The organism is Dactylosporangium sp. CS-033363 (genome assembly GCF_050942475.1).
Classification (GTDB): domain Bacteria; phylum Actinomycetota; class Actinomycetes; order Mycobacteriales; family Micromonosporaceae; genus Dactylosporangium.
Genome location: NZ_CP192032.1, coordinates 3,983,861 through 4,006,431, shown reverse-complemented (window position 1 = coordinate 4,006,431; position 22,571 = coordinate 3,983,861). Strand labels below are relative to the sequence as shown.

The 22,571-nt window shown below is 73.3% G+C and carries 18 protein-coding genes and 1 pseudogene; 12 read left to right on the top strand and 7 right to left on the bottom strand.

The genetic code is table 11. The features are described 5' to 3' along the window. Positions 1-33: 33 nt before the first annotated feature. Both ACQPZ4_RS18600 and ACQPZ4_RS18595 read left to right on the top strand, forming a co-directional pair. Positions 34-915 carry an alpha/beta fold hydrolase gene (locus ACQPZ4_RS18600; RefSeq protein ID WP_433062445.1) on the top strand — a complete coding sequence of 294 codons (882 nt, stop codon included), beginning with the start codon at positions 34-36 and terminating at the stop codon, positions 913-915. Next, positions 912-1,748: an alpha/beta fold hydrolase gene (locus tag ACQPZ4_RS18595; RefSeq protein WP_433062443.1), complete on the top strand. Its 837-nt coding sequence runs from the start codon at positions 912-914 to the stop codon at positions 1,746-1,748. The genes ACQPZ4_RS18600 and ACQPZ4_RS18595 overlap by 4 nt, the downstream gene beginning before the upstream one ends. Here the strand turns inward: ACQPZ4_RS18595 and ACQPZ4_RS18590 are convergent. Then, on the bottom strand, positions 1,713-4,211 hold the full coding sequence (locus ACQPZ4_RS18590; RefSeq protein WP_433062440.1) for a putative bifunctional diguanylate cyclase/phosphodiesterase: 2,499 nt from the start codon (positions 4,209-4,211) through the stop codon (positions 1,713-1,715). The genes ACQPZ4_RS18595 and ACQPZ4_RS18590 overlap by 36 nt on opposite strands. Positions 4,212-4,270: 59 nt before the next feature. Here ACQPZ4_RS18590 and ACQPZ4_RS18585 point away from each other — a divergent pair, with 59 nt between their 5' ends. Both ACQPZ4_RS18585 and ACQPZ4_RS18580 read left to right on the top strand, forming a co-directional pair. Beyond that, complete coding sequence (locus ACQPZ4_RS18585) at positions 4,271-4,723, top strand: hypothetical protein (RefSeq protein ID WP_433062438.1); 453 nt, start codon at positions 4,271-4,273, stop codon at positions 4,721-4,723. A 19-nt stretch (positions 4,724-4,742) separates the two neighbouring features. After that, positions 4,743-6,086, top strand: coding sequence for a sensor histidine kinase (locus ACQPZ4_RS18580; protein ID WP_433062435.1), 1,344 nt, complete (start codon positions 4,743-4,745; stop codon positions 6,084-6,086). Here ACQPZ4_RS18580 and ACQPZ4_RS18575 read toward each other — a convergent pair. Together ACQPZ4_RS18575 and ACQPZ4_RS18570 are read right to left on the bottom strand one after the other, a co-directional pair. Continuing rightward, a complete protein-coding gene (locus ACQPZ4_RS18575; RefSeq protein ID WP_433062433.1) occupies positions 6,073-7,452 on the bottom strand; it encodes a glycosyltransferase 87 family protein in 1,380 nt (459 codons plus the stop codon). The two genes, ACQPZ4_RS18580 and ACQPZ4_RS18575, sit on opposite strands and share 14 nt — an antisense overlap. Positions 7,453-7,685: 233 nt before the next feature. Continuing rightward, on the bottom strand, positions 7,686-8,069 hold the full coding sequence (locus tag ACQPZ4_RS18570; protein ID WP_433062430.1) for a hypothetical protein: 384 nt from the start codon (positions 8,067-8,069) through the stop codon (positions 7,686-7,688). Here ACQPZ4_RS18570 and ACQPZ4_RS18565 point away from each other — a divergent pair. The 3 genes from ACQPZ4_RS18565 to ACQPZ4_RS18555 all read left to right on the top strand — a co-directional run bounded on the left by ACQPZ4_RS18565 (position 8,068) and on the right by ACQPZ4_RS18555 (position 12,936). Beyond that, positions 8,068-8,844 (top strand): alpha/beta fold hydrolase, encoded by a 777-nt coding sequence (locus tag ACQPZ4_RS18565; RefSeq protein WP_433062428.1) that lies wholly within the window; start codon positions 8,068-8,070, stop codon positions 8,842-8,844. The two genes, ACQPZ4_RS18570 and ACQPZ4_RS18565, sit on opposite strands and share 2 nt — an antisense overlap. Before the next feature lie 99 nt (positions 8,845-8,943). Then, on the top strand, positions 8,944-10,032 hold the full coding sequence (locus tag ACQPZ4_RS18560) for a hypothetical protein (protein ID WP_433062426.1): 1,089 nt from the start codon (positions 8,944-8,946) through the stop codon (positions 10,030-10,032). Positions 10,033-10,278: 246 nt separating this feature from the next. Further along, positions 10,279-12,936: a BTAD domain-containing putative transcriptional regulator gene (locus ACQPZ4_RS18555; protein ID WP_433062424.1), complete on the top strand. Its 2,658-nt coding sequence runs from the start codon at positions 10,279-10,281 to the stop codon at positions 12,934-12,936. On the opposite strand, the gene ACQPZ4_RS18550 is transcribed toward ACQPZ4_RS18555, so the two are convergent. Genes ACQPZ4_RS18550 through ACQPZ4_RS18540 form a run of 3 tightly spaced genes read right to left on the bottom strand, consistent with a single transcriptional unit; the run spans position 12,914 to position 18,050 of the window. Then, positions 12,914-13,705 carry a FadR/GntR family transcriptional regulator gene (locus ACQPZ4_RS18550; RefSeq protein ID WP_433062422.1) on the bottom strand — a complete coding sequence of 264 codons (792 nt, stop codon included), beginning with the start codon at positions 13,703-13,705 and terminating at the stop codon, positions 12,914-12,916. The genes ACQPZ4_RS18555 and ACQPZ4_RS18550 overlap by 23 nt on opposite strands. 14 nt (positions 13,706-13,719) lie before the next feature. Continuing rightward, positions 13,720-17,121: an indolepyruvate ferredoxin oxidoreductase family protein gene (locus ACQPZ4_RS18545; RefSeq protein WP_433062420.1), complete on the bottom strand. Its 3,402-nt coding sequence runs from the start codon at positions 17,119-17,121 to the stop codon at positions 13,720-13,722. Then, on the bottom strand, positions 17,118-18,050 hold the full coding sequence (locus ACQPZ4_RS18540; protein ID WP_433062419.1) for a hypothetical protein: 933 nt from the start codon (positions 18,048-18,050) through the stop codon (positions 17,118-17,120). Before ACQPZ4_RS18540 ends, ACQPZ4_RS18545 begins: the two co-directional genes overlap by 4 nt. Before the next feature lie 53 nt (positions 18,051-18,103). Here ACQPZ4_RS18540 and ACQPZ4_RS18535 point away from each other — a divergent pair. Further along, positions 18,104-18,286: pseudogene (locus ACQPZ4_RS18535) on the top strand (enoyl-CoA hydratase/isomerase family protein); the annotation flags it as partial. On the opposite strand, the gene ACQPZ4_RS18530 reads toward ACQPZ4_RS18535, so the two are convergent. Further along, on the bottom strand, positions 18,260-18,514 hold the full coding sequence (locus ACQPZ4_RS18530; protein ID WP_433067167.1) for a hypothetical protein: 255 nt from the start codon (positions 18,512-18,514) through the stop codon (positions 18,260-18,262). The pseudogene ACQPZ4_RS18535 and the gene ACQPZ4_RS18530 sit on opposite strands and share 27 nt — an antisense overlap. A gap of 75 nt (positions 18,515-18,589) precedes the next feature. Here ACQPZ4_RS18530 and ACQPZ4_RS18525 point away from each other — a divergent pair, with 75 nt between their 5' ends. Genes ACQPZ4_RS18525 through ACQPZ4_RS18510 form a run of 4 tightly spaced genes read left to right on the top strand, consistent with a single transcriptional unit; the run spans position 18,590 to position 22,571 of the window. Continuing rightward, positions 18,590-19,204, top strand: coding sequence for an enoyl-CoA hydratase/isomerase family protein (locus ACQPZ4_RS18525; protein ID WP_433066573.1), 615 nt, complete (start codon positions 18,590-18,592; stop codon positions 19,202-19,204). Further along, the gene (locus ACQPZ4_RS18520) at positions 19,201-20,586 is read left to right on the top strand and encodes an acyl-CoA dehydrogenase family protein (RefSeq protein ID WP_433062417.1); all 1,386 of its coding nucleotides are present in this window, start codon (positions 19,201-19,203) and stop codon (positions 20,584-20,586) included. Before ACQPZ4_RS18525 ends, ACQPZ4_RS18520 begins: the two co-directional genes overlap by 4 nt. After that, positions 20,587-21,750, top strand: a complete 1,164-nt coding sequence (locus tag ACQPZ4_RS18515) for an acyl-CoA dehydrogenase family protein (protein WP_433062415.1) — start codon at positions 20,587-20,589, stop codon at positions 21,748-21,750. Positions 21,751-21,779: 29 nt separating this feature from the next. Further along, the gene (locus ACQPZ4_RS18510; protein ID WP_433062412.1) at positions 21,780-22,571 is read left to right on the top strand and encodes an enoyl-CoA hydratase/isomerase family protein; all 792 of its coding nucleotides are present in this window, start codon (positions 21,780-21,782) and stop codon (positions 22,569-22,571) included.

Below are 22,571 nucleotides of genomic sequence, written 5' to 3'. Positions count from 1 at the left end.
CGGTCACGCCACGGACACGAGACCGTGGGTGGCATGGCCTTCGCCGGGTTCAAGGCGTTCGACATCGCCACCACGGGCACGACGATCCACGGGCGCACGGCCGGCAGCGGGCCGCCGCTCCTGCTGCTGCACGGCATCCCGGAGACCCACCTCATGTGGCGGGACGTCGCCCCGCGGCTGGCCGAGCACCACACGGTGGTCGCGACGGACCTTCGCGGGTACGGCGACAGCGGCAAACCCTCCAGCACGCCCGACCACGAGCCGTACAGCATGCGCGCGATCGGCCGCGACCAGCTCGAGGTGATGCGGCAGCTCGGCTACGACCGCTTCGCCGTGGCCGGCCACGATCGCGGGGGGCGGTGCGCGTACCGGCTGGCCCTGGATCACCCGGAGGCGGTGGAGCGCCTGGCGGTGCTGGACATCGTGCCGGTCGGCGCCGCCTATGCGCGAGCGGACCGCGAGTTCACCATGGCGTACTGGCAGTGGGCCTTCCTCGGCGCCCCCGAGCCGGTGCCGGAGCGCTACCTCGCCGCCGCGCCCGAGGTGCTGGTCGACTACATGACCACGTCCTGGACCGGGGCGACCGACGCGATCCCGGCCGACGTGCGCGCGGTGTACACGGCGAAGCTCGCCGACCCGGCCACCGCCCACGCGATCTGCGAGGAGTTCCGGGCCGCGGCGACGATCGACGTCCGCCACGACGACGAGGACCTCGCACGGGGCCGGCGGATCACGGCGCCGGTGCTGTTCCTGTGGGGCGCGCGGGGGGCGGTGGCGCAGCTGTACCCCGACCCGCTCGCGATCTGGCGCGAGTTCGCCGACGACGTGCGCGGGGAGCCGGTGCCGGTCGGCCACTTCATCCCCGAGGAGGCCCCGGACGACACCGCCCGGCGACTGCTGGAGTTCCTGCGATGAGCCACATCCGGTACCAGAGGAGCAAAGTCGGCGGCCGCGAGCTCTTCCACCGCGAGGCCGGCCCGCCGGACGCCCCGGTGCTGCTGCTCCTGCACGGGTTCCCGTCGGCGAGCCACATGTTCCGCGACCTCATCCCGCTGCTGGCCGACCGGTTCCGGCTGGTCGCGCCGGACCTGCCGGGCTTCGGCCACTCGGACCCGCCGGAGCGCAACACGTTCGAGAGCCTCACCGACGGCGTGGACGGGCTCACCGAGGTGCTCGGGCTGGAGCGGTTCGCGCTCTACGTGTTCGACTACGGCGCGCCCGTCGGCTTCCGGCTCGCCGTGCGCCACCCCGAGCGGATCACCGCGATCGTCACCCAGAACGGCAACGCCTACGAGGAGGGGCTGAGCGCGGACTGGGCGCCGATCCGGGAGTACTGGCGGGATCCGTCGGCGGCCAACCGGGACGCGGTGCGGGTGATGCTGGCGCCGGAGACGACGATCTGGCAGTACACGAAAGGCGCTCCTGATCCTTCGCTCGTCAGCCCGGACGGGTGGTCGCTGGACAACTGCGCCCTCGCGCGGCCGGGCGCCGACGCGGTCCAGCTGGACCTGCTGCTGGACTACGCGAGCAACGTGGCCGCGTATCCGGTGTTCCACGAGTACTTCCGGACCGCGCGGCCGCCGCTGCTGGCCGTGTGGGGGCGCAACGACCCGTACTTCCTGCCCGCCGGGGCGGAGGCGTTCCGGCGCGACCTGCCCGACGCCGAGGTGCGGTTCGTCGATGCCGGCCATTTCGCGCTGGAGACGCACGCCTCAGCGATCGCCGGCGCCATCCGCGACTTTCTGTAGAAAAGCGCCGGCGTCGGCCTCCGGGAGCGGCCGCGCGTAGAGGTAGCCCTGCCCGTAGCGGCAGCCCATGTCCCGCAGCAGCTCGTCGTCGGCCGGCGTCTCCACGCCCTCGGCGACCACGCTCATCTGCAGGGTCTCGGCGAGCTGGACGATCCCGCGGACCAGGGCGCGCTGCTTGTCCGACACCGCGATGGTGTCGACGAACGACTTGTCCAGCTTGAGCGTGTCGACCGGCACCCGGTGCAGGTAGGACAGCGAGGAGTAGCCGGTGCCGAAGTCGTCGATGGAGATCCGGATGCCGGCCGCGCGCAGCCGCGAGATGTCCGACGTGATCTCGTCCTGCTCGCCGAGCAGCAGGCTCTCGGTGATCTCCAGGTAGAGCCGCTCCGGCGGCAGGCCGTGCCGGGCCAGGGTGGCCAGCACGACGTCGACGAAGCCGGTGGTGCGGAACTGCCGGACCGAGACGTTGACGCTGGCATAGACCTCCGGCCAACCCGCCACCGTCTGTACCGCCTTGTCGAGCACCCACGCGCCCAGCCGTACGATCGCGCCGGTCTCCTCGGCCAGCTCGATGAACTGCACCGGCGGGATCATCCCGCGCTGCGGGTGGTGCCAGCGCACGAGGGCCTCGAAGCCCGCGGTGCGGCCGGAGGCGAGCTCCACGATCGGCTGGAAGTGCAGCAGGAACTGGCCGGCCTCGATCGCGCCCTCCAGCTGGCCGCGCAGCTGGCGGCGGGCGGCCACCTGGGCGTGCAGCTCCGCCTCGTAGCGCCGCCAGCGGCCCTTGCCCTCCCGCTTGGCCGCGAGCATCGCGATCCGGGCCTGGTCGAGGTCCGCCCCGACGCCGATGCTGGCCGTCACGCGCAGGACGCTGCCGTCGATCACGAACGGGGCGGCGAGGGCGTCGAGCGTGCGGGCGGCGGTGGCGTCGTCCGGTACCGTCATCGCGAACTCGTCGGCGTTGAGCCGGGCCAGCGTCTCGTCGCCGTCGATCCCGCGCAGGCGCTCGGCCACCGCCACCAGCAGCTGGTCGCCGACCTCCTGCCCCATGGCGTCGTTGAGCGGGCCGAAGTCGTCGAGGTTCAGCACCAGTACCGTGGCCGGCTGTTCATGCAGCGCGTCGGTGAACCGCAGCCGGTTGCCGAGGCCGGTGAGCGGGTCGAGGTAGAGCCGCTCCAGGTGGTTGATCTCGCGGTTGAGGGCGATCCGGTCGAGCATGCTCGCGGCCTGCCCGGCCAGCACCGGGACCGCCTCCTGCAGGTCGAGCAGGACGGGTTCGGCGGCCGCGACGTAGAGTTCACCGAGGTCGCGGTCGCCGACGCACAGCGGGCTGAACAGCGCCAGCTCGTGGTCGCTCAGCCCGGTGCGCAGCGGCTCGGGCAGGTCGCGCACGTAGACGAGGCTGCCGTGCTGCTCGACCCGGCCGAGGCTGAGCACGATCCGGTGCGGCGTGCCCTCCTCCAGCAGCCGCCCGACGGCCCGGTGCACCACCGCCCGCACCTGGCCCTCGTCGGCCGTGCTCAGCAGCTCCTCGCAGGCCCGGCGCAGCTCGCCCTCGCGGGCCATGCTGTGCCGCAGGCCGGTGACCACGGTCGACACCCGGCCCAGCGCGAGCAGGACCAGGGCCCCGGAGACCACCGCCACCACCACCCCGTCGCGCACCGGCCCGGTCACGGCCTGGACGAACAGCACGGCCGGGGCGATGAGTGAGGCAAGACCCAAAATGCCGCGCCGGTACTGGACTGAGGCGCGCCCGGCCACCCGCGGCTCGGTCAGCCGGGTCATCGCGGGGTGCAGGGCGGCCGCCCCTCCGGCCAGGAAGAACACCACCCACAACAGGTCGACGGCGGACCCGACGGTCCAGTCCGCGTTCAGCCGGCGCAGGGCGAAGATCACGTCCCCGGCCAGCAGCGAGCCGATCGAGAGCAGCAGCATCGCCACGGACGGGCTGCGCGGCACGGTCAGCACCAGCCGCGCGAGCAGCGCGAGGGTGGCCAGGTCGACCACGGGGTACCCGATCGCGACGACCTTGGCCAGGACGCCGAGCTGGTCGTCGCGCAGGTTCGGGTTGACGAGGTAGACCCAGAACAGGAATCCGACGGCCGTGGTGACGATGACGGCGTCGATCGCCCCGGCCCGGTCGCGGACCGAGGTGCCCTCGCGGCTGAGCCCCCACAGCGCGAGCACCAGCACCGGCGTGGAGACGACGAGGTTCCACCAGTCGCCGATCGACGGGGAGCCGCCGTACAGCAGGCCGAGGACCGAGCCGGTCAGGAAGGTGGTGTAGTTGAGCGCCAGCAGCCGCCACGGCCAGCGCCGGCGGGGCTTGTGCCGGCGCACCCCGAGCAGGATCGCGACGACCGCGCTCGCGGTGACCGCGATCCACATCGCGCCGAGGGCGTCCTCGGGCATGACGACGTACAGGGCGAGCAGCACCAGCGACCACACGCCGTAACCGACCATCCGCGCCCCCCTCCGCCCCGGCTATTCGGTATCTGGACAGAGTTGTTTAGGGTGATCCGATGGATTCGTCTTCGGTCGAGCCGCTGTCGATCGGGCTGCAGATCGGGCTCCGCGTGCCCGTGATCCTGGTGGCGCTGGCGGGCGCGCTCATCGCGCTGCTCATGCTGCGGCGGCTGGGGGCGCTGTCGGGGATTCTGGCCGCCGGCGGGAGCCTGCTGATCGCGGCGGACCAGGCGGCGAACATCGCCTGGGTGCTGCATCTGCGGTCGATGACGTCGGGCGGGGATCTCGACATCGACTCGTTCAACATGGTCTCGAACGCCTACCTGATCGCGGACGCGGTGCTGATCACCATCGGGGTGGTGCTGGTGGTGGCGTCGTTCGCGGTTCGGCGGCCTGCCTCCGGGCCGGGTTTTGCCGTCGCCGGGCCTGCCGGGCCTGTTGCTTTCGGCGGCCCGGGGCCCGCTCCTCAGCCTGGCCCTGGGTTCGGCGGACCTCCGTTCAGGCCTTGACATTTCGGACATATCGGGTATGAGCACCCTCGGGGGCAGCTGGCAGCGGCCGATGCCGGACGCGCGGCGGCTGCGGATCGACATCGCCATCGGGCTCGCCGTCGCCGTCGTGGCGCTGGGCAACCTCACGCTGACCCGCAGCGCCGGCGCCTTCATCGGCCACCCGCCCAGCCTCGCCGAGCAGATCGTCTGGGCGCTGCTGTGCACGCTGCCGCTGTGCTTCCGCCGCCGCTGGCCCGACGCCGTCGCCGTGATCGTCTCGATCGCCTTCATCGCCGGCCAGACCCGCTCCGCGCCCGAGCAGCAGTTCGCCACGGGCTCCCTGTTCGCGGTCATCTACACGCTGGGCGCCTGGGGCCGCGACCACCGCCGCTCGCGCTGGCTGCGGGCCGGGATCATCGTGGCGATGTTCGTCTGGCTGGGCATCACCTACCTGATCGCCCTGCCCCACCTCTCGGCGGCCGAGTTCGTCAAGGCCGACGGCCCGGTCTCGCCGATCCTGGCCGCCCTCATCAACGGCGTCCTCGTCAACGTCGTGGCCTTCGGCTTCGCGTACTACTTCGGCGAGCTCGCCTGGACCGCCGAGCGCCGCCGCCAGCAGGTCGAGGCGCAGTCGGCCGAGCTCGTGGCCGCGCACGAGGAGGAGGCCGCGCGCACGGTGCTGCACGAGCGCCTCCGCATCGCCCGCGAGCTCCACGACGTCGTGGCCCACCACGTGTCCGTGATGGGCGTCCAGGCCTCGGCGGCGCGGCGGGTCTTCGACCGCAACCCGCCGAAGGCCAAGGAGGCCCTGGCCGCGGTGGAGCAGAGCGCTCGGACGGCGGTCGACGAGCTGCACCGGATGCTGGGCCTGCTCCGGCACACGGACGCGCCCGCGATTCCGGCGCAGGCCTCGCCCGCGGACATGGAGCCGCCCGGTGGGACGCCGGACTCCTCACCGGCGACGACCGCCGCCGCGATGGGGCTGCACCGGCTGCCGGAGCTGCTCGACTCGGTGCGGCACGCGGGGCTGGAGACCTCGCTCGGGGTGTTCGGCGACGCGGTCGAGCTGCCGGAGTCGCTGTCCCTGGCGGGGTACCGGATCGTGCAGGAGGCGGCCACGAACGCGCTGAAGCACGCGGAGGCCACCAAACTGGACGTGCGCATCCGGTACCACGCCGACGAGCTCGAACTCGATGTGGCCGACAACGGGCGCGGCGGGCCGGTGCGCAAGGCCGGCGGGCTGGGCCTGATCGGCATGCGGGAACGGGTCGCCGCGCACGCCGGGTCCCTGGAGGCCGGTCCCCGTACCGGCGGCCCCGGCTTCCGCGTGCGGGCCCGGTTCCCCCTGCACCGCCCCGCCCCGGCCGTCACACAGGCGTGACGGCCCGCTCTGCCGGCTCTTCCGCGTGCTGCTCAACTGGCTTTCCGGCCAGTTCGATGACGTACTCGACCCGCTGCTCGGTGGCTTCGGGCTCTGCCGCGGGTTCGGGGGCCTTCGTGGGTGCCGGCTCCTGCGCGGCCTCGGGCTCGTCGGCGGCGGGTGCGGTGCCGACCGGCCCGACCGCGGGTGCCGACGGGTAGAGCTCCCGCGCGAGGTGGATGGCCAGCACCAGCACGACGGCGAGCATGACCAGCGCCGGGACCTGCGGCGAGGCGGCCTTGGCCCCGAACAGGAACGGCGCGTACGTCGTCGCCGACGCGTACTGCGTCAGCAGCGGCACGAACCACAGCTTCCGCGGCGCCAGGAACGCGACCGCCACGCTCAGGACGTCGCCGGCGTAGAAGTACCGCTCGTGCATGGCCGGCAGCAGGAACGGCACGGCGATCGCGAACAGCGTGGCCGCGACGACCAGCCGCTGCGGGGTGAGCCGCTGCCGGCTGGCCGCGATCGCGGTGACGAGCAGCAGCACGACCGCCCCGGCGAAGCAGATCCCGGCGGTGCGGATCTCGTCCACGGCGAGCTCGGCCGGCAACAGCGCGTAGAGCGAGGGGGCGTTGAGGGCCAGCTGCTGGTACCCGCCGACCTGGCTGGTGTAGATCGTCAGCAGTTCGCCGATCGGCCGCCCGATGATCAGCGCGGGCACGTCGAGCAGCAGGAACGCGGCCGGCGCGGCGACCAGCGCGCGCCACGGCAGCTCCCGGCGCAGCGCGAGCACGAGCAGGATCGGGAAGAGGAACATCGCCTGCTGCTTGAACGCGTACGCGACCCCGAACAGCGTGCACGCCAGCCACGGCCGCCGCTTGATGAGCGAGTACATCCCGCCGAGCAGAAACGCCGTGTAGATCGCGTCGCACTGCGCCCACAGCGACCCATTCATGATCACGGTCGGCAGCAGCAGCACGGTCAGCGCGGCGGCCCCCGCCAGCCGATATCCGGGCCGCCGGTATTTGATCAGCAGATACATCAACGCGGCCAGCACAAGATCGAACCCCGCCGATACCACCTTGATCGCGGCGAGCGGATGATGCGGCGCCACGGCGTGCAGGGCCACCATGATGTACAGGTAGGGCACGTTGTAGTCGGAGAACTTGTACTGCAGCGCGCGATAGCCGCCGTGCTGGTCGATGAACGTCCACCAGGGCAGCAGGAAGCCCCGGAAGTCGTACGTCTGGTGGTGCACCAGCTGCGCCCGCGCGACCACGGCCAGCAGCACGATCAGGCCGGCCATGACCCCGACGAGCGGGATCGGCAACGGCCGGGGCGCCGGCCCCTCGTCCGTTTCGGGCGCACTTCGATCCGTGGCCATTGCACTACTCCCCCGTACTGCGCCCGGCCCCGGGCACACGAGCACGGATATTAGGGGTTTGGGAGCATGCGCGACACTGGCCCGTTCGACCCGCGTGAATTGCCGAAACGGCCGACCGCTTTCGAAACAGCCGCCGCTTCACCTTGCCGTTCATCCACCGACGCCACTCGGTCAAACAGTGTGTGCCCGATAGTTCGGTTGATGCGCTATTTGTAGCCGCGCCGCACGCCGCCTCACAGCGCGGCGGCGGGTCCTTCGAGGTCGGCCGCGCTCAGCACGGGGCGGCCGAGGCGGTCGGCGAGCGACTGCCGCTGGTGCGCGTCCAGCTCGTTGACGAACACCACGACGTCGACCCCCTCGGCGGCACAGGCCGTCGCCAGCTCCTCGAGCCTGCCCGGGCCGAGCAGGAAGCGCCGGGACAGCGGGGCGCCCATGAGCTGCACGCCGCCGTCGGAGACGCCGCGGCGCTGGACGATCCGCGCCACCACCTCGCCGCCCAGATCGCGGACTCGCGCGGCCACGGCGTCGACCCGGTGCTGGTACTCGCGGTCCTTCGCCGAGAACAGCCCCGCGACGGCCACGAGCCGGCCGGGGCCGTGCGGGTCCCGGGAGCTCATGCGCACCATTGTTATCGTCGGGCCGGTGATGCACCACGGCAATGGGCGTGACGGTGCGCGACTGGCCTGGCACGAGGCCGGTACCGGGCGGCCGCTCGTCCTGCTGCACGGCCTGCTCGGCGACTCCGCGCTGTGGACCAGGAGCGGGCACGCGCAGGCCCTCGCCGCGCAGGGGTACCGGGTGATCATGCCCGACCTGCGCGGGCACGGCGGCAGCGCGCGGTCGCACGACGCCGCCGCCTACCCGCCCGACGTGCTCACCGACGACGGGCTGGCACTGGTCGAGCAGCTCGGCCTCGACGACTACGACCTCGGCGGGTACTCCCTCGGCGCCCGGATCGCCTTCCGCATGGCCGTCCGCGGCGCCGCCCCGCGGCGGATCGTCGTCGGCGGGCAGGGGCTGCGCGAGCTGCTCGGCACCGGCGGCGGGGCCGGGAACCTGTTGCGGCGCGTGTTCGCCGGCGGGCCGTTCGCACCCGGGTCGGCGGAGGAGCGCACCGAGCGGTGGCTGCGCACGAATGGTGAGGACCCGGTCGCGCTCGGTCTCGTGCTCGACTCCATCGTGGATACCCCGCTCGCGGACATCGAACGCGTCACGATTCCCGCACTCGTGGTGATGGGCGCCGACGACGAACGCGCCCCGTCCGCGGACGAGCTGGCCGTGGCACTGCCCGGCGCCGTGCGGGCCACCGTGCCCGGAGACCACGGAGCGGCGGCCACCGCGCCGGAACTCGCCGCGGCGATCATCCGGTTCCTCGGCGGCGCGCCGCTGTAGTCTCCCGGCCGCGCGCAGCTGTAACGAAAGCGACTGCGATCGAGGAGCTCCAGGCGGGACAGTGAACCTCCGCATCGACCATAGTCGATTGGAGTGTCCATGCGTCCACGTCCCCGCCAGGTCGTCGCTGTTGTCGTGGCCCTGCTGGCCGCGTTCCTGCTCGTCCCCGCAGCACCGGCCGCGGCCGCCACCGCCGACCGGTTCGGGTTTGCCCTGGTCGACAACCCCACGGTGCCGCCGTGGACCGCGCTGCCCGGCGCGTACCAGTACGGCAGCTGGGCCCCCGGGCCCCTCGCCACCGGCGGCAAGGTCGCGACCGGGCGGTTCCTGGTCCGCTTCCCCGGCATCGCGGTCGGCTCGCGCGGCAACGTGCACGTCACCGCCGTCGCGTCGGACGGGCGGTTCTGCGAGACCGTCCGCTGGTACGCCTCGGGCAGCGACGAGATCGTCGACGTCCAGTGCTTCAAGCCCGGCGGCTTCCCCGTCGACACCCCGTTCACGGTGCTGTGGACGGTCAGCTCGGGCACCCTCCCGCCCGGCGTCGGCGGCTACGCCTCGGTCCAGGTCACGAGCAACCTCATCGCGCAGTCGTACGACTCGGCCGGCGGCGCGGTGACCGTCACGCCGCTCGCCATCGGCGTGTACAGCGTCCGCTTCAACGCCGTCGGCGACCCCGCCGGCGTCCTGGCGGGCAACCTGCAGGTCACCGCCCTCCAGCCGAACGCCAACCCGCGCCGCTGCAAGATCCTCAAGTGGGGCGCCACGGGTGCGGACGTCGTCGCGTACGTCGCCTGTCACAACCCGGCCACCGGCGCACCGATGAACAGCGACTTCACCGCGTCGTTCGCCCGGGAGCGCTCGGTCTACGCGTCGTTCGCACCGCCGAAGTACTTCGGGTACCTGGCCACGCCGTTCGCCGGCCCGACCAACTGGTCGTACCCGCTCGGCGTGGGCGCGAACGGCTGGGGCCCGTCGGGCTCCGGGACGTACACGGTGAAGTTCCCGCAGCTGCACCAGAGCGCGACGACCGCCCAGCTGACCGCGATCGGCGACGGCCCCGCGTACTGCACGATCCAGGCCAAGTGGCTGCAGTTCGGCCCCGACGCCGTGGTGCCGGTCGCGTGCTTCACCAACGCCGGCGCACCGGAGAAGAGCGACTTCAGCGTGGCCTTCGCGTCCAGCGTCTGACCCACAGAACCCGGCCACAGAACCCGGCCCCCGCCGCGCGCTCGAGGCGGGGGCCGGGCGCAGCCCCGGTGCGCGCCGCGCGCTCGACGTGGGGGCCGAGCGCAGGCCCCGGTGCGCGCCGCGCGCTCGACGTGGGGGCCGGGCGCAGGCCCCGGTGCGCGCCCGCGGCACCGCCCGCCGCGGGCTCGGGGTGGCTGCTGGGAATCGAGTAGGACTCGAACGGGAGTCGATGCTAGGACTGGTGCAGTGCAGGTACGACTTCTCGGGCCCGTCGGCGTCACGGTTGACGGTGCGGTGCTGGCGCTTCCCGGACTGCGGCGCAAGGCGGTGCTCGCCGTGCTCGGGCTCCATCGCGGGTCCGTGGTCGGCGTCGACCGGATCGTCGGGCTGGCGTGGGAGGACGACGACGCCGCCGTGCAGCCGAACACGGTGCAGCGGCACGTGTCCGACCTGCGGACCGTACTGCGGGACCGGTCGTCCATCGAGGCTCGGCCGCCCGGGTACCTGCTGCACGCGGAGACCGATCTCGCGCTGGTCGAGGAGCTTGTGCGGGCCGGGCGCGCCGCCGAGCGGGCCGAGGTGGCCGTCGAGCACTTCCGGCGGGCGCTCGGGTTGTGGCGCGGGCCGGCGCTGGCCGATCTGCGCGACCTCGCGTGGTTGCGCGCGCAGGGCGAGCGGCTCGATCAGGTCCGGCTCGACATCCAGCTCGACCTGGTCGATGCGCGATTGCGCAGTGCGGACCTGAGCGATCGGGAAGCGCTCACGAGTGAACTGCTCGAACGTGCAGCCGAGCGGCCGTTCGATGAGCGGGTGCACGGGCAGCTCATGCGCGCACTGTTCGAAAGCGGCCGGCCGCGACGGGCCGAGGAGGTGTACCGGCGGCTGGAGGAGGCCCTCGACCGCGAGTTCGGGCTGCGCCCGGGGGCCGCGCTGCGCACGCAGTGGGAAGCCATGCGCCCCGGCCGGCCCGCGCAGCTGCCCGCCACCGTGCGCGGGTTCGCCGGCCGGACGGACGAGCTCGCGCAGCTGGACGCGCTCGCCGACGGGGGCGGCGGCGTCGTGGTCATCGAGGGCACGGCCGGCGTCGGCAAGACCGCGCTGACCCTGTTCTGGGCCCACCGCGCCGCGCACCGGTTCCCCGACGGCCAGCTGTACGTCAACCTGCGCGGCTTCGACCCCGGCGCCACCGCGCTGCGGCCCGCCGACGCGCTCGCGGTGCTGCTGGACGGGCTCGGGCTGCAGGTGCCGAACGGGCCAGACGAACGCGCGGCGCTGTTCGCCACGAACATCGAGCAGCGCAGGTTGCTGGTGGTGCTGGACAATGCGCGCGATCGTGAGCAGGTGCGCACGTTGCTGCCGGAGGCCGCGGCGTCGTCGCTCGTCCTGGTCACCAGCCGGGCGCACATCGACGCGCCGGCCGCCATCGGGCTGGACCTGATGACCCCGGACGAGGCGCGCGAGCTGCTCCGGCACCGGCTCGGCGGCGCGCGGCCGGCGGCCGAGCCCGAGGCGGTCGACGAGATCGTCGCGCGCTGCGCGCACCTGCCGCTGGCGATGGGTGTCGTGGCCGCACATGCGGCCGCGCGGCCGCAGGTCGCCCTCGCGCAACTGGCGGGCGAACTGCGCGACGCGGCCCGCCGCTGGCACGTGCTCGACGGCGGCGACGCGGTGTCCGACGTGCGCGCGGTGCTCTCCTGGTCGTATCTCGCGCTGCCGCCCGAAACGGCCAGGATGTTCCGGCTCCTCGGCGCGCATCCCGGGCCGGTGCTCGGCACCGCGGCCGCGGCGAGCCTGGCCGGGGTCGAGCCGGAGGTCGCCACGGAACTGCTCGCCGAACTCTGCCGGGCCAGCCTGCTCACCGAGCCCGAGCCGGGCCGCTTCACCCACCACGACCTGCTGCGCGGCTACGCCCTGGAGCTGGCCGCCGCGCAGGACGAGCCGGCGGCCACGCGGCGCGTGCTCGACCATTACGTGAACACGGCGGTAATCGCGGCCGCGGTCATCAACCCGTCCTGGCCGCCGGTCGGCCCGCCCGAGCCGGCGCCCGGCGTGACCGTCGACGTCAAGGCCGATCAGCGCTGGCTCACCGAGGAGCTGCCGACGCTGCTCGCCGCGATCGACGCCGCCGCGGTACACGGGCTGGACATGCACGCGTGGCAGCTCGCGTGGGCGCTCACCGACCTGCTCGAACGGCAGGGGCGGTGGGACGACTGGGAGGCGGCGCACGAGACCGGGCTGCGGGCCGCCGAGCGCCTGCGCGACGGGCAGGCGGTCGCGCACCTGCACCGCGGGCTCGGGCGGCTGCGGATGTGGCAGTGGCGGTACCCGGAAGCGCAGGAGCATTTCGCGCAGGCGCTCGAGCGCTTCCAGGCGCTCGGGGACCGGCACGGGGAGGCGCGCACCGAGCACAACCTCTGCCAGCTCGCCGACCGCGAGGGCCGCCTGCCCGACGCCGCCCGGCACGCCCAGCGCTCGCTCGACCTGTGCCGGGCGCTCGGCGATCTCGCGGACGTGGCCAAGGAGCTCAACGCGCTCGCCTGGTGTCACATGGAGGTCGGCGATCTCGACCACGCCCGGGCGGCGTGCGAGGAGGCGGCCGCCATCTACCGCGAGGTCGACGATCCGGCCCAGGAGGGCGCGGCCCAGCACACGCTCGGCGGCATCCACCAGCGGCGGGGCGACCTCGCGGCGGCCGGCGCCTGCTACGAGCGGGCCGTGGCCCTGTCCAGCGGGGTCGGCGACCGGTACGCCGAGGCGCTCGCCCTCGACGGGCTCGGCGACACCCGCACGGACCCGGACGGGGCCCGCGCGCTGTGGGAGCGGTCGCTGACCATCCTGACCGAACTGGGCCGCCCCGAGGCCGATGCGGTACGGGCGAAACTCAGTAGTCCGGCGGCCGGATGAGCTGCGCGTTGACCACCAGGGCGGGGTCGACGCCGAGGTTCGCCTGCGGCTGGGTGTCCTCCTGGTGGCGCCGGGCCAGGATCGCCGCCCCCGGGCCGTCGCCCTCCTCGATGGCGCGGATCAGCTCGGCGTGGCTCTCGATGCTGCGCCGCGTCGCCTCGGTGCCGGGCAGCTCGCCCTCCATCGCGGTGCGGGCGGCCCATTCCTCCTCGTGGGCGTACCACAGGCCCTCGAGCATCCCGAAGAGCAACTCGAACGTCTGGTTGCCGCAGTTGCGCACCAGCGCCTCGTGGAACTCCTTCATGCAGGCCACGAACTTGGCGAAGTCGCCCAGCGAGGCCTCGGTGCGGGCGTGGATCTCGCGCAGCGCCGGTACCACGGTGTCCATACGGTCAGGGCGGGTCGCGCACATCTCCGCGCACATCGGGTCGAGCCGCCGCACGGCCAGGCCGAGATCGCGCACGCTGACGGTGCGCGACTGCAGCACGAGCCCGAAGACGTAGCCGGCCCGCTCGATCTGCGGCGGGTGCACCTCGGCGCCGCCCCGGTTGCCGCGGCGGATGGTGATCAGGCCCTCGGTCTCCAGGGTGCGCATGGCCTCGCGGACCGACGGCATGCTCACTTTGAACTGTTCGAACAGCTCGTCCTGTTTGAGCAGCCCATGCTCGTTCGTGAGCTCACCGCGCAGGATCTGGTCGCGCAGCTCGTCGGCCAGCCGTTCACCCACGCGGCGGCGCGGCAGCAGCGGGCCCCTCGCGCGCTCCGCCATCGACTCCCCCTTGCTCACTTGGCCAGTACCGCCCGGAACGCGGCCACATTCGCGAGCTTGATGCTCTCATATCCGCGGACGAGATCCGGCGCCTGCGCCACGGTCGCGCACCGTTCGGCGTCCGAATCGCGCAGCGCGGCGAGCACCGCGCTCGTGTACTCGGCGGGAAGTGCGCGCTCGACTCGCCGTACCGACGCGAAACCGAACGGGTCGATGGCCGTTCCGCGCACCGGACGCATCGCGCGCAGCACCGCGAACGCCGGGCGAATCCACCCGCCCAGCGCCAGTTTGTGGCGCAGTCCGAGCGCCCGCAGGAAGGGCGGATGGATGTGGTACTTGACGCCGGCCCCATATCCAGCCAGCAGGTGCAACCGCGCGACCTCGTACTCGTCCTTGTACGCCATCAGCTTGTACAGGTACCGGGCGAACTCCACGGACACCGCGTCCGTCCCGAACCGCTCGGCCTCGGCCGCCGCGACCCGGCGCACGGCGTCCACATAGCGCTCCGCGAGCCGGGCGTGCTGGTAGTCCACGAGATCACCGGCGCGCGGCAGCGCGACCTCGTGCACGGCGGCCGGCAGACCGGCGGCGTCCAGCAACCGCCCGGCCACCTCCCGCGCGCGGGGCGACGGATTCAGCGAGTCGGCGGCCTTCGAAGCGGCGACAGTGACCGGCGCGAGCACGTGGTTGCGCCCGGCCCTGAATGCGGCAATGTTGTCCTCGACCGCGACGCCGTTGAGCCGGATCGCCTCCTCGATCGAGGCGGCCGCCAGCGGCACCGCCCCGGCCTGGTACGCCACCCCGAGCAGCAGCACGTTCGCGGTCGTCTCGTTCCCGAGCAGCGCCAGGCTGATCCCGGCCGCATCTACGGCCGTGGTACGGCCGACAGCGCCCCGAATCCGCTCCAGCAGCTCGTCCGCGGGCGGCAGGCTGGTCGCCGTGTTGGTCACCACCGCCGACGTCGGGGTGAGCGACGACGCCACGATCGCGACGGTCCGCGCCGCGTCGGTGCGGGCCAGGTGCTGCGGCGCCGCCCCGCTCAGCGCGTCGAAGACCAGGTACAGGTCGGCCTGCCCGTCGGAGACCGCGGCCGTGCGGGCGTCGACGGGCGCGGCCCCGATCTGCAGGTGCGACACGACCGCGCCGGCCTTCTGGCTCATGCCGGTCTGGTCCAGCCCGGCCGTGTGCAGCCCGTCGAGCAGCGCCGCGGTCGCGAGGAGCTGGTTCACCGTCACGACCCCGGTGCCGCCGATGCCGACGAGATAGATGCCGTAGGTACCGTCACCGACGGACGCCTTGTGGTTCGGCTCCGCCGGAGCGGCGCCGGCCGCACGGCGCGGACCCCTCTTGGCAACGCCGGCGGGCACCGTCACGAACGACGGGCAGTCGCCGTCGAGGCAGCTGAAGTCCGAGTTGCACGACGTCTGGTGGATTCGGGTCTTGCGGCCCAATTCGGTGTCGACCGGCTGTACCGACAGGCAGTTGCTCTGCACGCCGCAGTCGCCGCAGCCCTCGCAGACCCGCTCGTTGATGACCACCCGCCGCTCGGGCTTGGGCAGCTTGCCGGTCCGGCGCAGGCGACGGGCCTCGGCCGCGCACACCTGGTCGTAGACGAGCACCGTGACGCCCTCGATCCCGGCCAGCTCCTCCTGTACGGCCAGCACGTCGTCCCGGTGCCGCACCGTCACGCCGGGGGCGAGGTCGCGCACGCCGCGGTACCGGCCGGGGTCCTCGGCGCACACCACGACCCGCCGCACGCCCTCCGCGTGCAGCTCGCGGGTCAGCGCCGGCACCGTCAGCCCGCCGGCGATCTCCTGCCCGCCGGTCATCGCGACGTACCCGTTGAACAGGATCTTGAAGGTGATGTTCACCCCGGACGCGACACAGGCGCGCACCGCGAGGAGCCCCGAGTGCGTGAACGTGCCGTCGCCGAGGTGCTGGAAGATGTGGCCGGTGCTGGCGAACGGGGCCATCCCGATCCACGGCACGCCCTCCGAGCCCATCGGCACCACCGGCAGCTTCTCGTTGGAGGCGAGCCGCGGGTCGAAGTACGACATGCCGTGGCAGCCGACGCCGCCGCCGACGACCGCCCCGGTGGGCAGGACGGTCGAGCGGTTGTGAGGGCAGCCGCTGCAGTACGCCGACGTGCGGTTCAGCAGCGGCAGGGCGATCGGGCCGCGGCTCTTCGGCTGCGCGGGCGCCGGCAGACCGAGCTCCCGGCGCAGGATGGGCTTGAGCCGGTCGACGCCGAGCTCGCCGTGGGCCGGCACGAGCAGCCGGCCGTCCCGGTCGCGTTTGCCCACAATGGACGGGCGGTGCGGGGTGGAGTACAGCGCGCCGCGCAGCGCCGACTCGATGAAGTCGCGCTTCTCCTCGACCACCACGATGTGCTCGAGGCCGTCCGCGAAGCGCTCCACAATGGACGGATCGAGCGGGTAGATCATGCCGAGCTTCAGCAGCCGGATGCCGCGCTCGCGCAGGGCCGCGTCGTCCAGGCCGGCGTCGGTGAGCACCTGCCGCACGTCGTAGTACGTCTTGCCGGCCGCCACGATCCCGATCCGCGCGCCGGTCGCCGCCCCCTCGATCCGGTTGAGCCCGTTGGCCGCGGCGAACGCGACGGCCGCGAGGTGCCGGCGCTCCAGCAGGTCCCGCTCCCGGTCGACGAGGATCGTGGGCACGAGCTCGATCCGCTGCCGGTGCTGCCACGGCTCGCCGTCGATCTCCAGCTTGGGATGGTGCAGCGAGAGCCGATCCGGGTCCAGGTTCACCGACCCGACCGAGTCCGCGACATTGGTGACGACTTTCAGACCGACCCAGCAGCCGCAGTACCGTGAAAGCTCAAGTCCTTGCACGCCGAAGTCCAGCAGCTCCTGGGTGGAGCCGGGCACCAGCACCGGGATCAGCGCGTCGTAGAACGCGGTCTCGCTCTGGTTCGGCAGCGACGAGGACTTCGCCGCCGGGTCGTCGCCCGCCACCGCCACGACGCCGCCGAACGGGCTGGTGCCGAACTGGTTGGCGTGCTTGAACGCGTCGCCGCAGCGGTCGACGCCGGGCGATTTGCCGTACCAGAGGCCGAAAACGCCTTGAAGACCGTCGCGAAATCCGCCGGGCGAGGGCTGCTGGGTGCCGAACACGACGGCCGCGGCGAGCTCCTCGTTGACGCCGGGGACGTGCCGGATGTCCTCGGCGGCCAGGGTTTCGGCGGCCCGGTGCAGGGTCAGGTCCAGCCCGCCGAGCGGCGATCCGGGATAGCCACTCGCGAGGCCGCCGGTGCGCAGGCCGGCCGCGCGGTCGAGGCGGTGCCGGTCGAGCAGGATGCGCGTGATCGCCTGGGTGCCGGTGAGGACGACGGTACCGTCGTCGGCGTCGTACCGGTCCGCGAGCCGGTACGCCTTCGCGTTCACCACGTCGGTCATGGGGTGTGTGGCCCTTCGTCGCGGGGTTCTGGAGCGGGCACCCGGGCTGCTGCGGCCGGGTTGCGCGGGTCCTTGTACAGCAGGATCGTGCAGGCGCCGCCGTCCAGGCCGGACGGGCAGCGGTTGACCGGCCAGGGCGCGCCGAGCCGTTCGCGGGCCATCTCCACGTGCCAGATCGGGACGTGGGTGCGGTAGATCGTGGTGGGGCGGCCGCCCCAGGCGACCGGGTGCTCGTCGGCGACGACGGCGAGGCCGAGCCCGGCCCCGAACCGGCCGTCGAGGACCTGCCGGGAGCAGGTGCCGCAGGGGTCCTGGACGATCGTGTACTTCTCGTCGTCCTCGCTCACCGCGAGGTCGGTGAAGTGCCCCTGCAGCAGGCGGACCAGGTTCACCAGCCGCTCGCCCGCGGGCCGGTCGATGTCGGCCATCAGGCCGCGCAGCGCGTCCTCGCCGCGCCGGCGGTGGAAGGCCTCGAGCTCGTCGGGGCCCCAGGTGGAGTACACCTCGGACAACAAGGTGGACAGCCAGTCCCGCAGCACGTCGATGGCCTGTCGCCACTCGCCCTCCCGCCGGTCGAAGATCTCCAGCGCGCCGCCGGGGTCGTCCCACCCGGCCGCCGCGGCGATCTCGTCGGCCATGGGAGCCGGCGCCTCGGCCCGCACGGGTTCGACGTCCGGGTAGGCGGCGAAGTAAACAAGCGTCCGATTGGTCAGAATCCGCAGGCCAGCAGGCCCGTGGCGCTCGGCCGCGGTGGCGAGGATCGTCGAAACCCAATCGAGGTACCGCTCGCGCTGCCCGCGGTGCTCCCGTTCGAGCGCCGCCAACTCCTCGCGCAGGGCCGCCACTTCGGACCCGCCGAGCCGGCGGACCAGGCGGGCGCGCGGCGACATGGACAGCTCCCGCAGCGCCTCATCAGTGAACTCCCGCAACTCGACCCCCTCCCTTGACGCTAAGGGTATAACCTTATAACCTTCGCGCTGTGATGCACAACACACCAGCCGCGAACGAAGACACGGAGCTCGCGACGCTCCGGGTCACGGTCGACGCCGGGGTCGCGTGGGTCGAGCTGAACCGCCCCGAGGTGCTGAACTCCTTCAACGACACGATGCTGCGGGAGCTCGCCGCCGTCTGGGCTCGGCTACGCCTCGACGACGCGGTCCGCTGCGTCGTCCTGACCGGCGCCGGCGAGAAGGCCTTCTGCACCGGCTACGACCGCTCGGGCCTCGACAAACCCGCCCCGACCGCCACCCGCGCTGACCACGCCGCTGACCACGCCGCTGACAACGGCGTTGCCCGCAGCGTTGACCACAGTGCTGACATCCGGGCGGCCCACGGCGCTGACCACGCCGTTGACAACGGCGTTGCCCGCAGCGTTGACCACGGTGCTGACCATGCCGCTGACAACCTTGCCGACAACCGCGGGGCCCACGGCGCTGACCGCGGCGTTGACAACGGCGCTGACAACCGCGTGGCCCACGGCGTTGACAACGGCGCTGATCGGGATGCGGGCGCGCTGCTGAAGGCGGCCAGCCCGTTCCTGCGCGCGGACGTGGGCGACTTTCTCGGCCCCAAGTCGTGCGGCCTGTGGAAGCCGGTCGTCGCCGCGGTCAACGGCATCGCCTGTGGCGGGGCGTTCTACCTGCTCGGCGAGGCCGACATCATCATCGCCGCCGACTCCGCCACGTTCTTCGACCCGCACACCACGTTCGGCATGCCGGCCGTCTTCGAGCCGCTGCATCTCCTGCGCCGGATGCCGCTCGGCGAGGTGCTGCGCCTGGCCCTGCTCGGCTCCGCGGAGCGGATGTCCGCCCAGCGCGCGCTGGAGATCGGCCTGGCCTCCGAGGTCGTGCCCGCCGCCGACCTGCGCACGGCCGCTACCACGGTGGCCGCGACGATCGCCGCCCTGCCGCCGCTCGCCGTGCAGGCCACCCTGCGCACCATCTGGCTCGGCTCGGACCTGGGTGCCGGCCCCGCGCTGGACGTGGCGCACGCGCTGGTCGCCGCCGGCACCGACCCGGCCGAGATCGCCGCCGGGCAGCAGACGTTCCGCGCCGGCAACCGGCCCCGCTGGCGGCTGCGATGATGGACTTCTCGCTCACCACCGACCAGCTCGACCTGCGGGCGGCCCTCACCGCGCTGCTCGCCGAGCACTCCACGCCGAGCCGGGTCCGGGCCGCCGAGCCGCTCGGCTTCGACGCGGCGCTGTGGACCGTACTCGGCGACTTCGGCTTCCCCCAGCTGGCGAGCGCCCGCGAGGCGAACCCGGCCGGACTGGTCGAGCTCGCCATCGCCGCCCGGGCCGCCGGGGTCGCGCTCGCCTCGGCCCCGCTGATCGAGTCCGTGGTCGCGACCCGCCTGCTCGACCGCCTTGACCGCGCCGAGCTCGGCGACACCGGCGGGCTGATCACGTTCGCGCCCCGCCCTGCCGCAGCCGGGATCGCCCGCACGACACCGGCCACCACCGAGACCGCCGAGACCGCCCGCACGGCCACCGCCAGGACCGCCCACGCAACGCCGACCGCCGCCGGGATCGCCAACACCGCGTCGGCCGCCGGTGGGGTCGCCCGGACGGTGCCGTGGGGTGCGGTCGCCGATCGCGTGCTCGCCTGGGACGGCACCGGGATCGTCGCCTCCCGGACCGGCGCCGCGGTCGATGCGCCGAAGCAGACCCTCTCCGGCCTCGCGCTCGGCCACGTGGACCTGACCGGGGCGGCCGTGCTCGCCGTCGGGCCCGAGGCGCGCCGGCAGTTCGCCGAGGCCGTGGCCGACTGGCGGGTGCTGACCGCCGCCGCGCTGGCCGGGATCGGGGCGGAGGGGCTGCGCCTCGGCGTCGAGTACGCGAAGAGCCGCCATCAGTTCGGCCGCCCCATCGGCACGTTCCAGGCCCTCGCCCACCAGCTCGCCGACGCCGCGACCCTCGTCGACGGGGCCGAGCTCCTGGTCCTCGAGGCGGCCCGGGCGATCGACACCGGCAGCCCGCGCCGGCACGGGCTGGCCGCGATGGCCGCCGCGTTCGCCGGGCGCGCCGCGCGGCAGGCCACCGACCGCGCCCTGCACGCCCACGGCGGCTACGGCTACACCCTCGAGTACGACGTCCAGCTGTACTTCCGCCGCGCCAAGGCCCTCGACCTGCTCACCGGCGGCGAACGGGCCGCGGTCGACGCCGCCGCCGACCTCGCCCTGGCCGACCACGACGAGGGCGCTACCACCGGCACCGCGAGCTTCATCCCGGCCGCGGAACGAAACCCGGCCGCGGAACGAAACCCGGGCGCGGAACGAAACCCGGGCGCCGTCCAAGCCGCGCAACAAAACCCCGCCACCGCCGAAGACGTGGAACAAGACCCGGCTGCCACTGGCACCGCGGAACGAAACCCGGCCACCGCCGGAGCCGGGGAACTAAACCCGGGCGCCGCCGAAGCCGCGGAACGGAAACCGGGCGAACACCACGAGGGGCGGGCGGCCTAGATGGACTTCGAGCTTTCCCCCGCGCAGCAGGAGTTCCGCGCCGAGGTACGCGAATTCCTCGCCGACCTCCCGCCCACCACCGACGCCGCCGTGCACGACTCCGGGACGTTGCACAGCTGGGACGTGCACCGCGCCATGACCGAGCGGGGCTGGCTCGCCGCCGCCTGGCCCGTCGAGCAGGGTGGGCAAGGGCGCGACCCGTTCGAGATGGCCACGCTGAACGAGGAGTTCGCCCGGGCCGGCATTCCGATCGAGGGCTGGCTCATCTCCGAGCTCGTCGCCAAGACCCTGCAGATCGTCGGTACCGCACAGCAGCGCGCCGAAGTCATCCCGGCCATCCTCAGCGGCGCCGCCCTTATGAGCCTCGGCTACTCCGAGCCCGACTCCGGCTCCGACGTCGCCGCCGCGCGCACCAAGGCAGTGCAGGACGGCGACGGCTGGGTCATCGACGGGCAGAAGATGTTCACCACCATGGCCCACGAGGCGAGCCACGTCTTCCTCCTCGCCCGCACCAACCCCGACGTGCCCAAGCACCGCGGCCTGACCATGTTCCTGGTCCCGCTGGACGCCGACGGGGTCGAGATCCGCCCGGTGCCCACCCTCGGCGGCGAGCGCACCAACGCCACCTTCTACGAGCAGGTCCGCGTCCCCGACAGCGCCCGCGTCGGGGAGGTCGACGGCGGCTGGGACGTCATGATGGTCGCCCTCGCCTTCGAGCGGCAGCCGGCCGCCGCCGGACATCTGCTGCACCTCGTCGGCCGGGCCATCGAGTGGGCCCGCACCCCCGACGCCGACGGGCAGCGGCCCATCGAGCGGCCCGAGGTGCGCGCCGCCCTCGCCCGGGCCGCGACCGATCTCGAAGTGAGCCGCCTCATGGGGTACCGGATGACCTGGCTCACCGCCCGCGACGTCCTCCCGCACACGGAGGGCTCGCTCGCCAAGCTGTTCAGCTCCGAGGCGCTCATGCGGGCCGCCGCCGAGTTCGCGGACGTGCTCGGCGCCGACGGGCTGCTCGCCGGGCACGGCACCGGGGCGCCCGCCGACGGCTGGATCGAGCACGAGTTCCGGCACTCGGTCGTGACCACCATCTACGCCGGCACCAGCGAGATCCAGCGCGGCATCATCGCCGAGCGCCACCTCGGCCTACCCCGGAGCCGCTCATGACCGCCGAAGACGAAGCCAGGAAGCCGGTCGTGACCGTCGAGGACGAAGTGACGCACACGGTCGAGGACGGCGTGGCCCGGATCGTGTTCAACCGCCCCGAGAGGCTCAACGCACTCGGCCCGCCGCAGCGCGAACGGGTCATCGCCCTGCTGGCCGAGGCCGGGGCGACCGTGGAGGTCCGGGCGGTCGTCCTCACCGCCGTCGGCCGGGCCTTCTGTGCCGGCGGAGACCTGAGCGGTACCGGAAAACCGAAAGCGAAGGTCGTCGGCGGCACCGGACCCGGCGTGCGCAGTGCCCAGGCCCTGATCGCCGCGGTGCTCGACTGTCCCAAGCCGGTCATCGCCGCCGTCAATGGGGTCGCGGCCGGCATGGGCGCCCAGCTCGCCCTCGCCGCCGACTTCATCGTGGCGTCCAGCAAGGCGCGCTTCGCCGAGCTGTTCGTGACGCGCGGGATCGTGCCGGACGCCGGGGCCGCGTACCTGCTCCCCCGGGTGCTCGGGCTGCACACGGCCAAGCGGCTGCTGCTGCTCGGCGGGGACCTGTCCGTCGCCGAGGCCGAGCGGCTCGGGATCGTGCACCAGGTCGTCGAACCCGACGAGCTCGACGCCGCCGCACAACAGCTCGCCGCGCGGCTCGCGGCCGGCCCGACGGTCGCCCTCGGGCTGGCCAAACGCCTGCTGAACCAGTCGCTGGACTCGGACCGGGTCGCGGCGTTCGACCGGGAGGAGATGGCCGTGGCCATGAACGTGTGGACCGAGGACAGCGCCGAGGGGCTGCGCAGCTTCGCCGAGAAGCGCGATCCCGTCTTCCGGGGGTGGTGA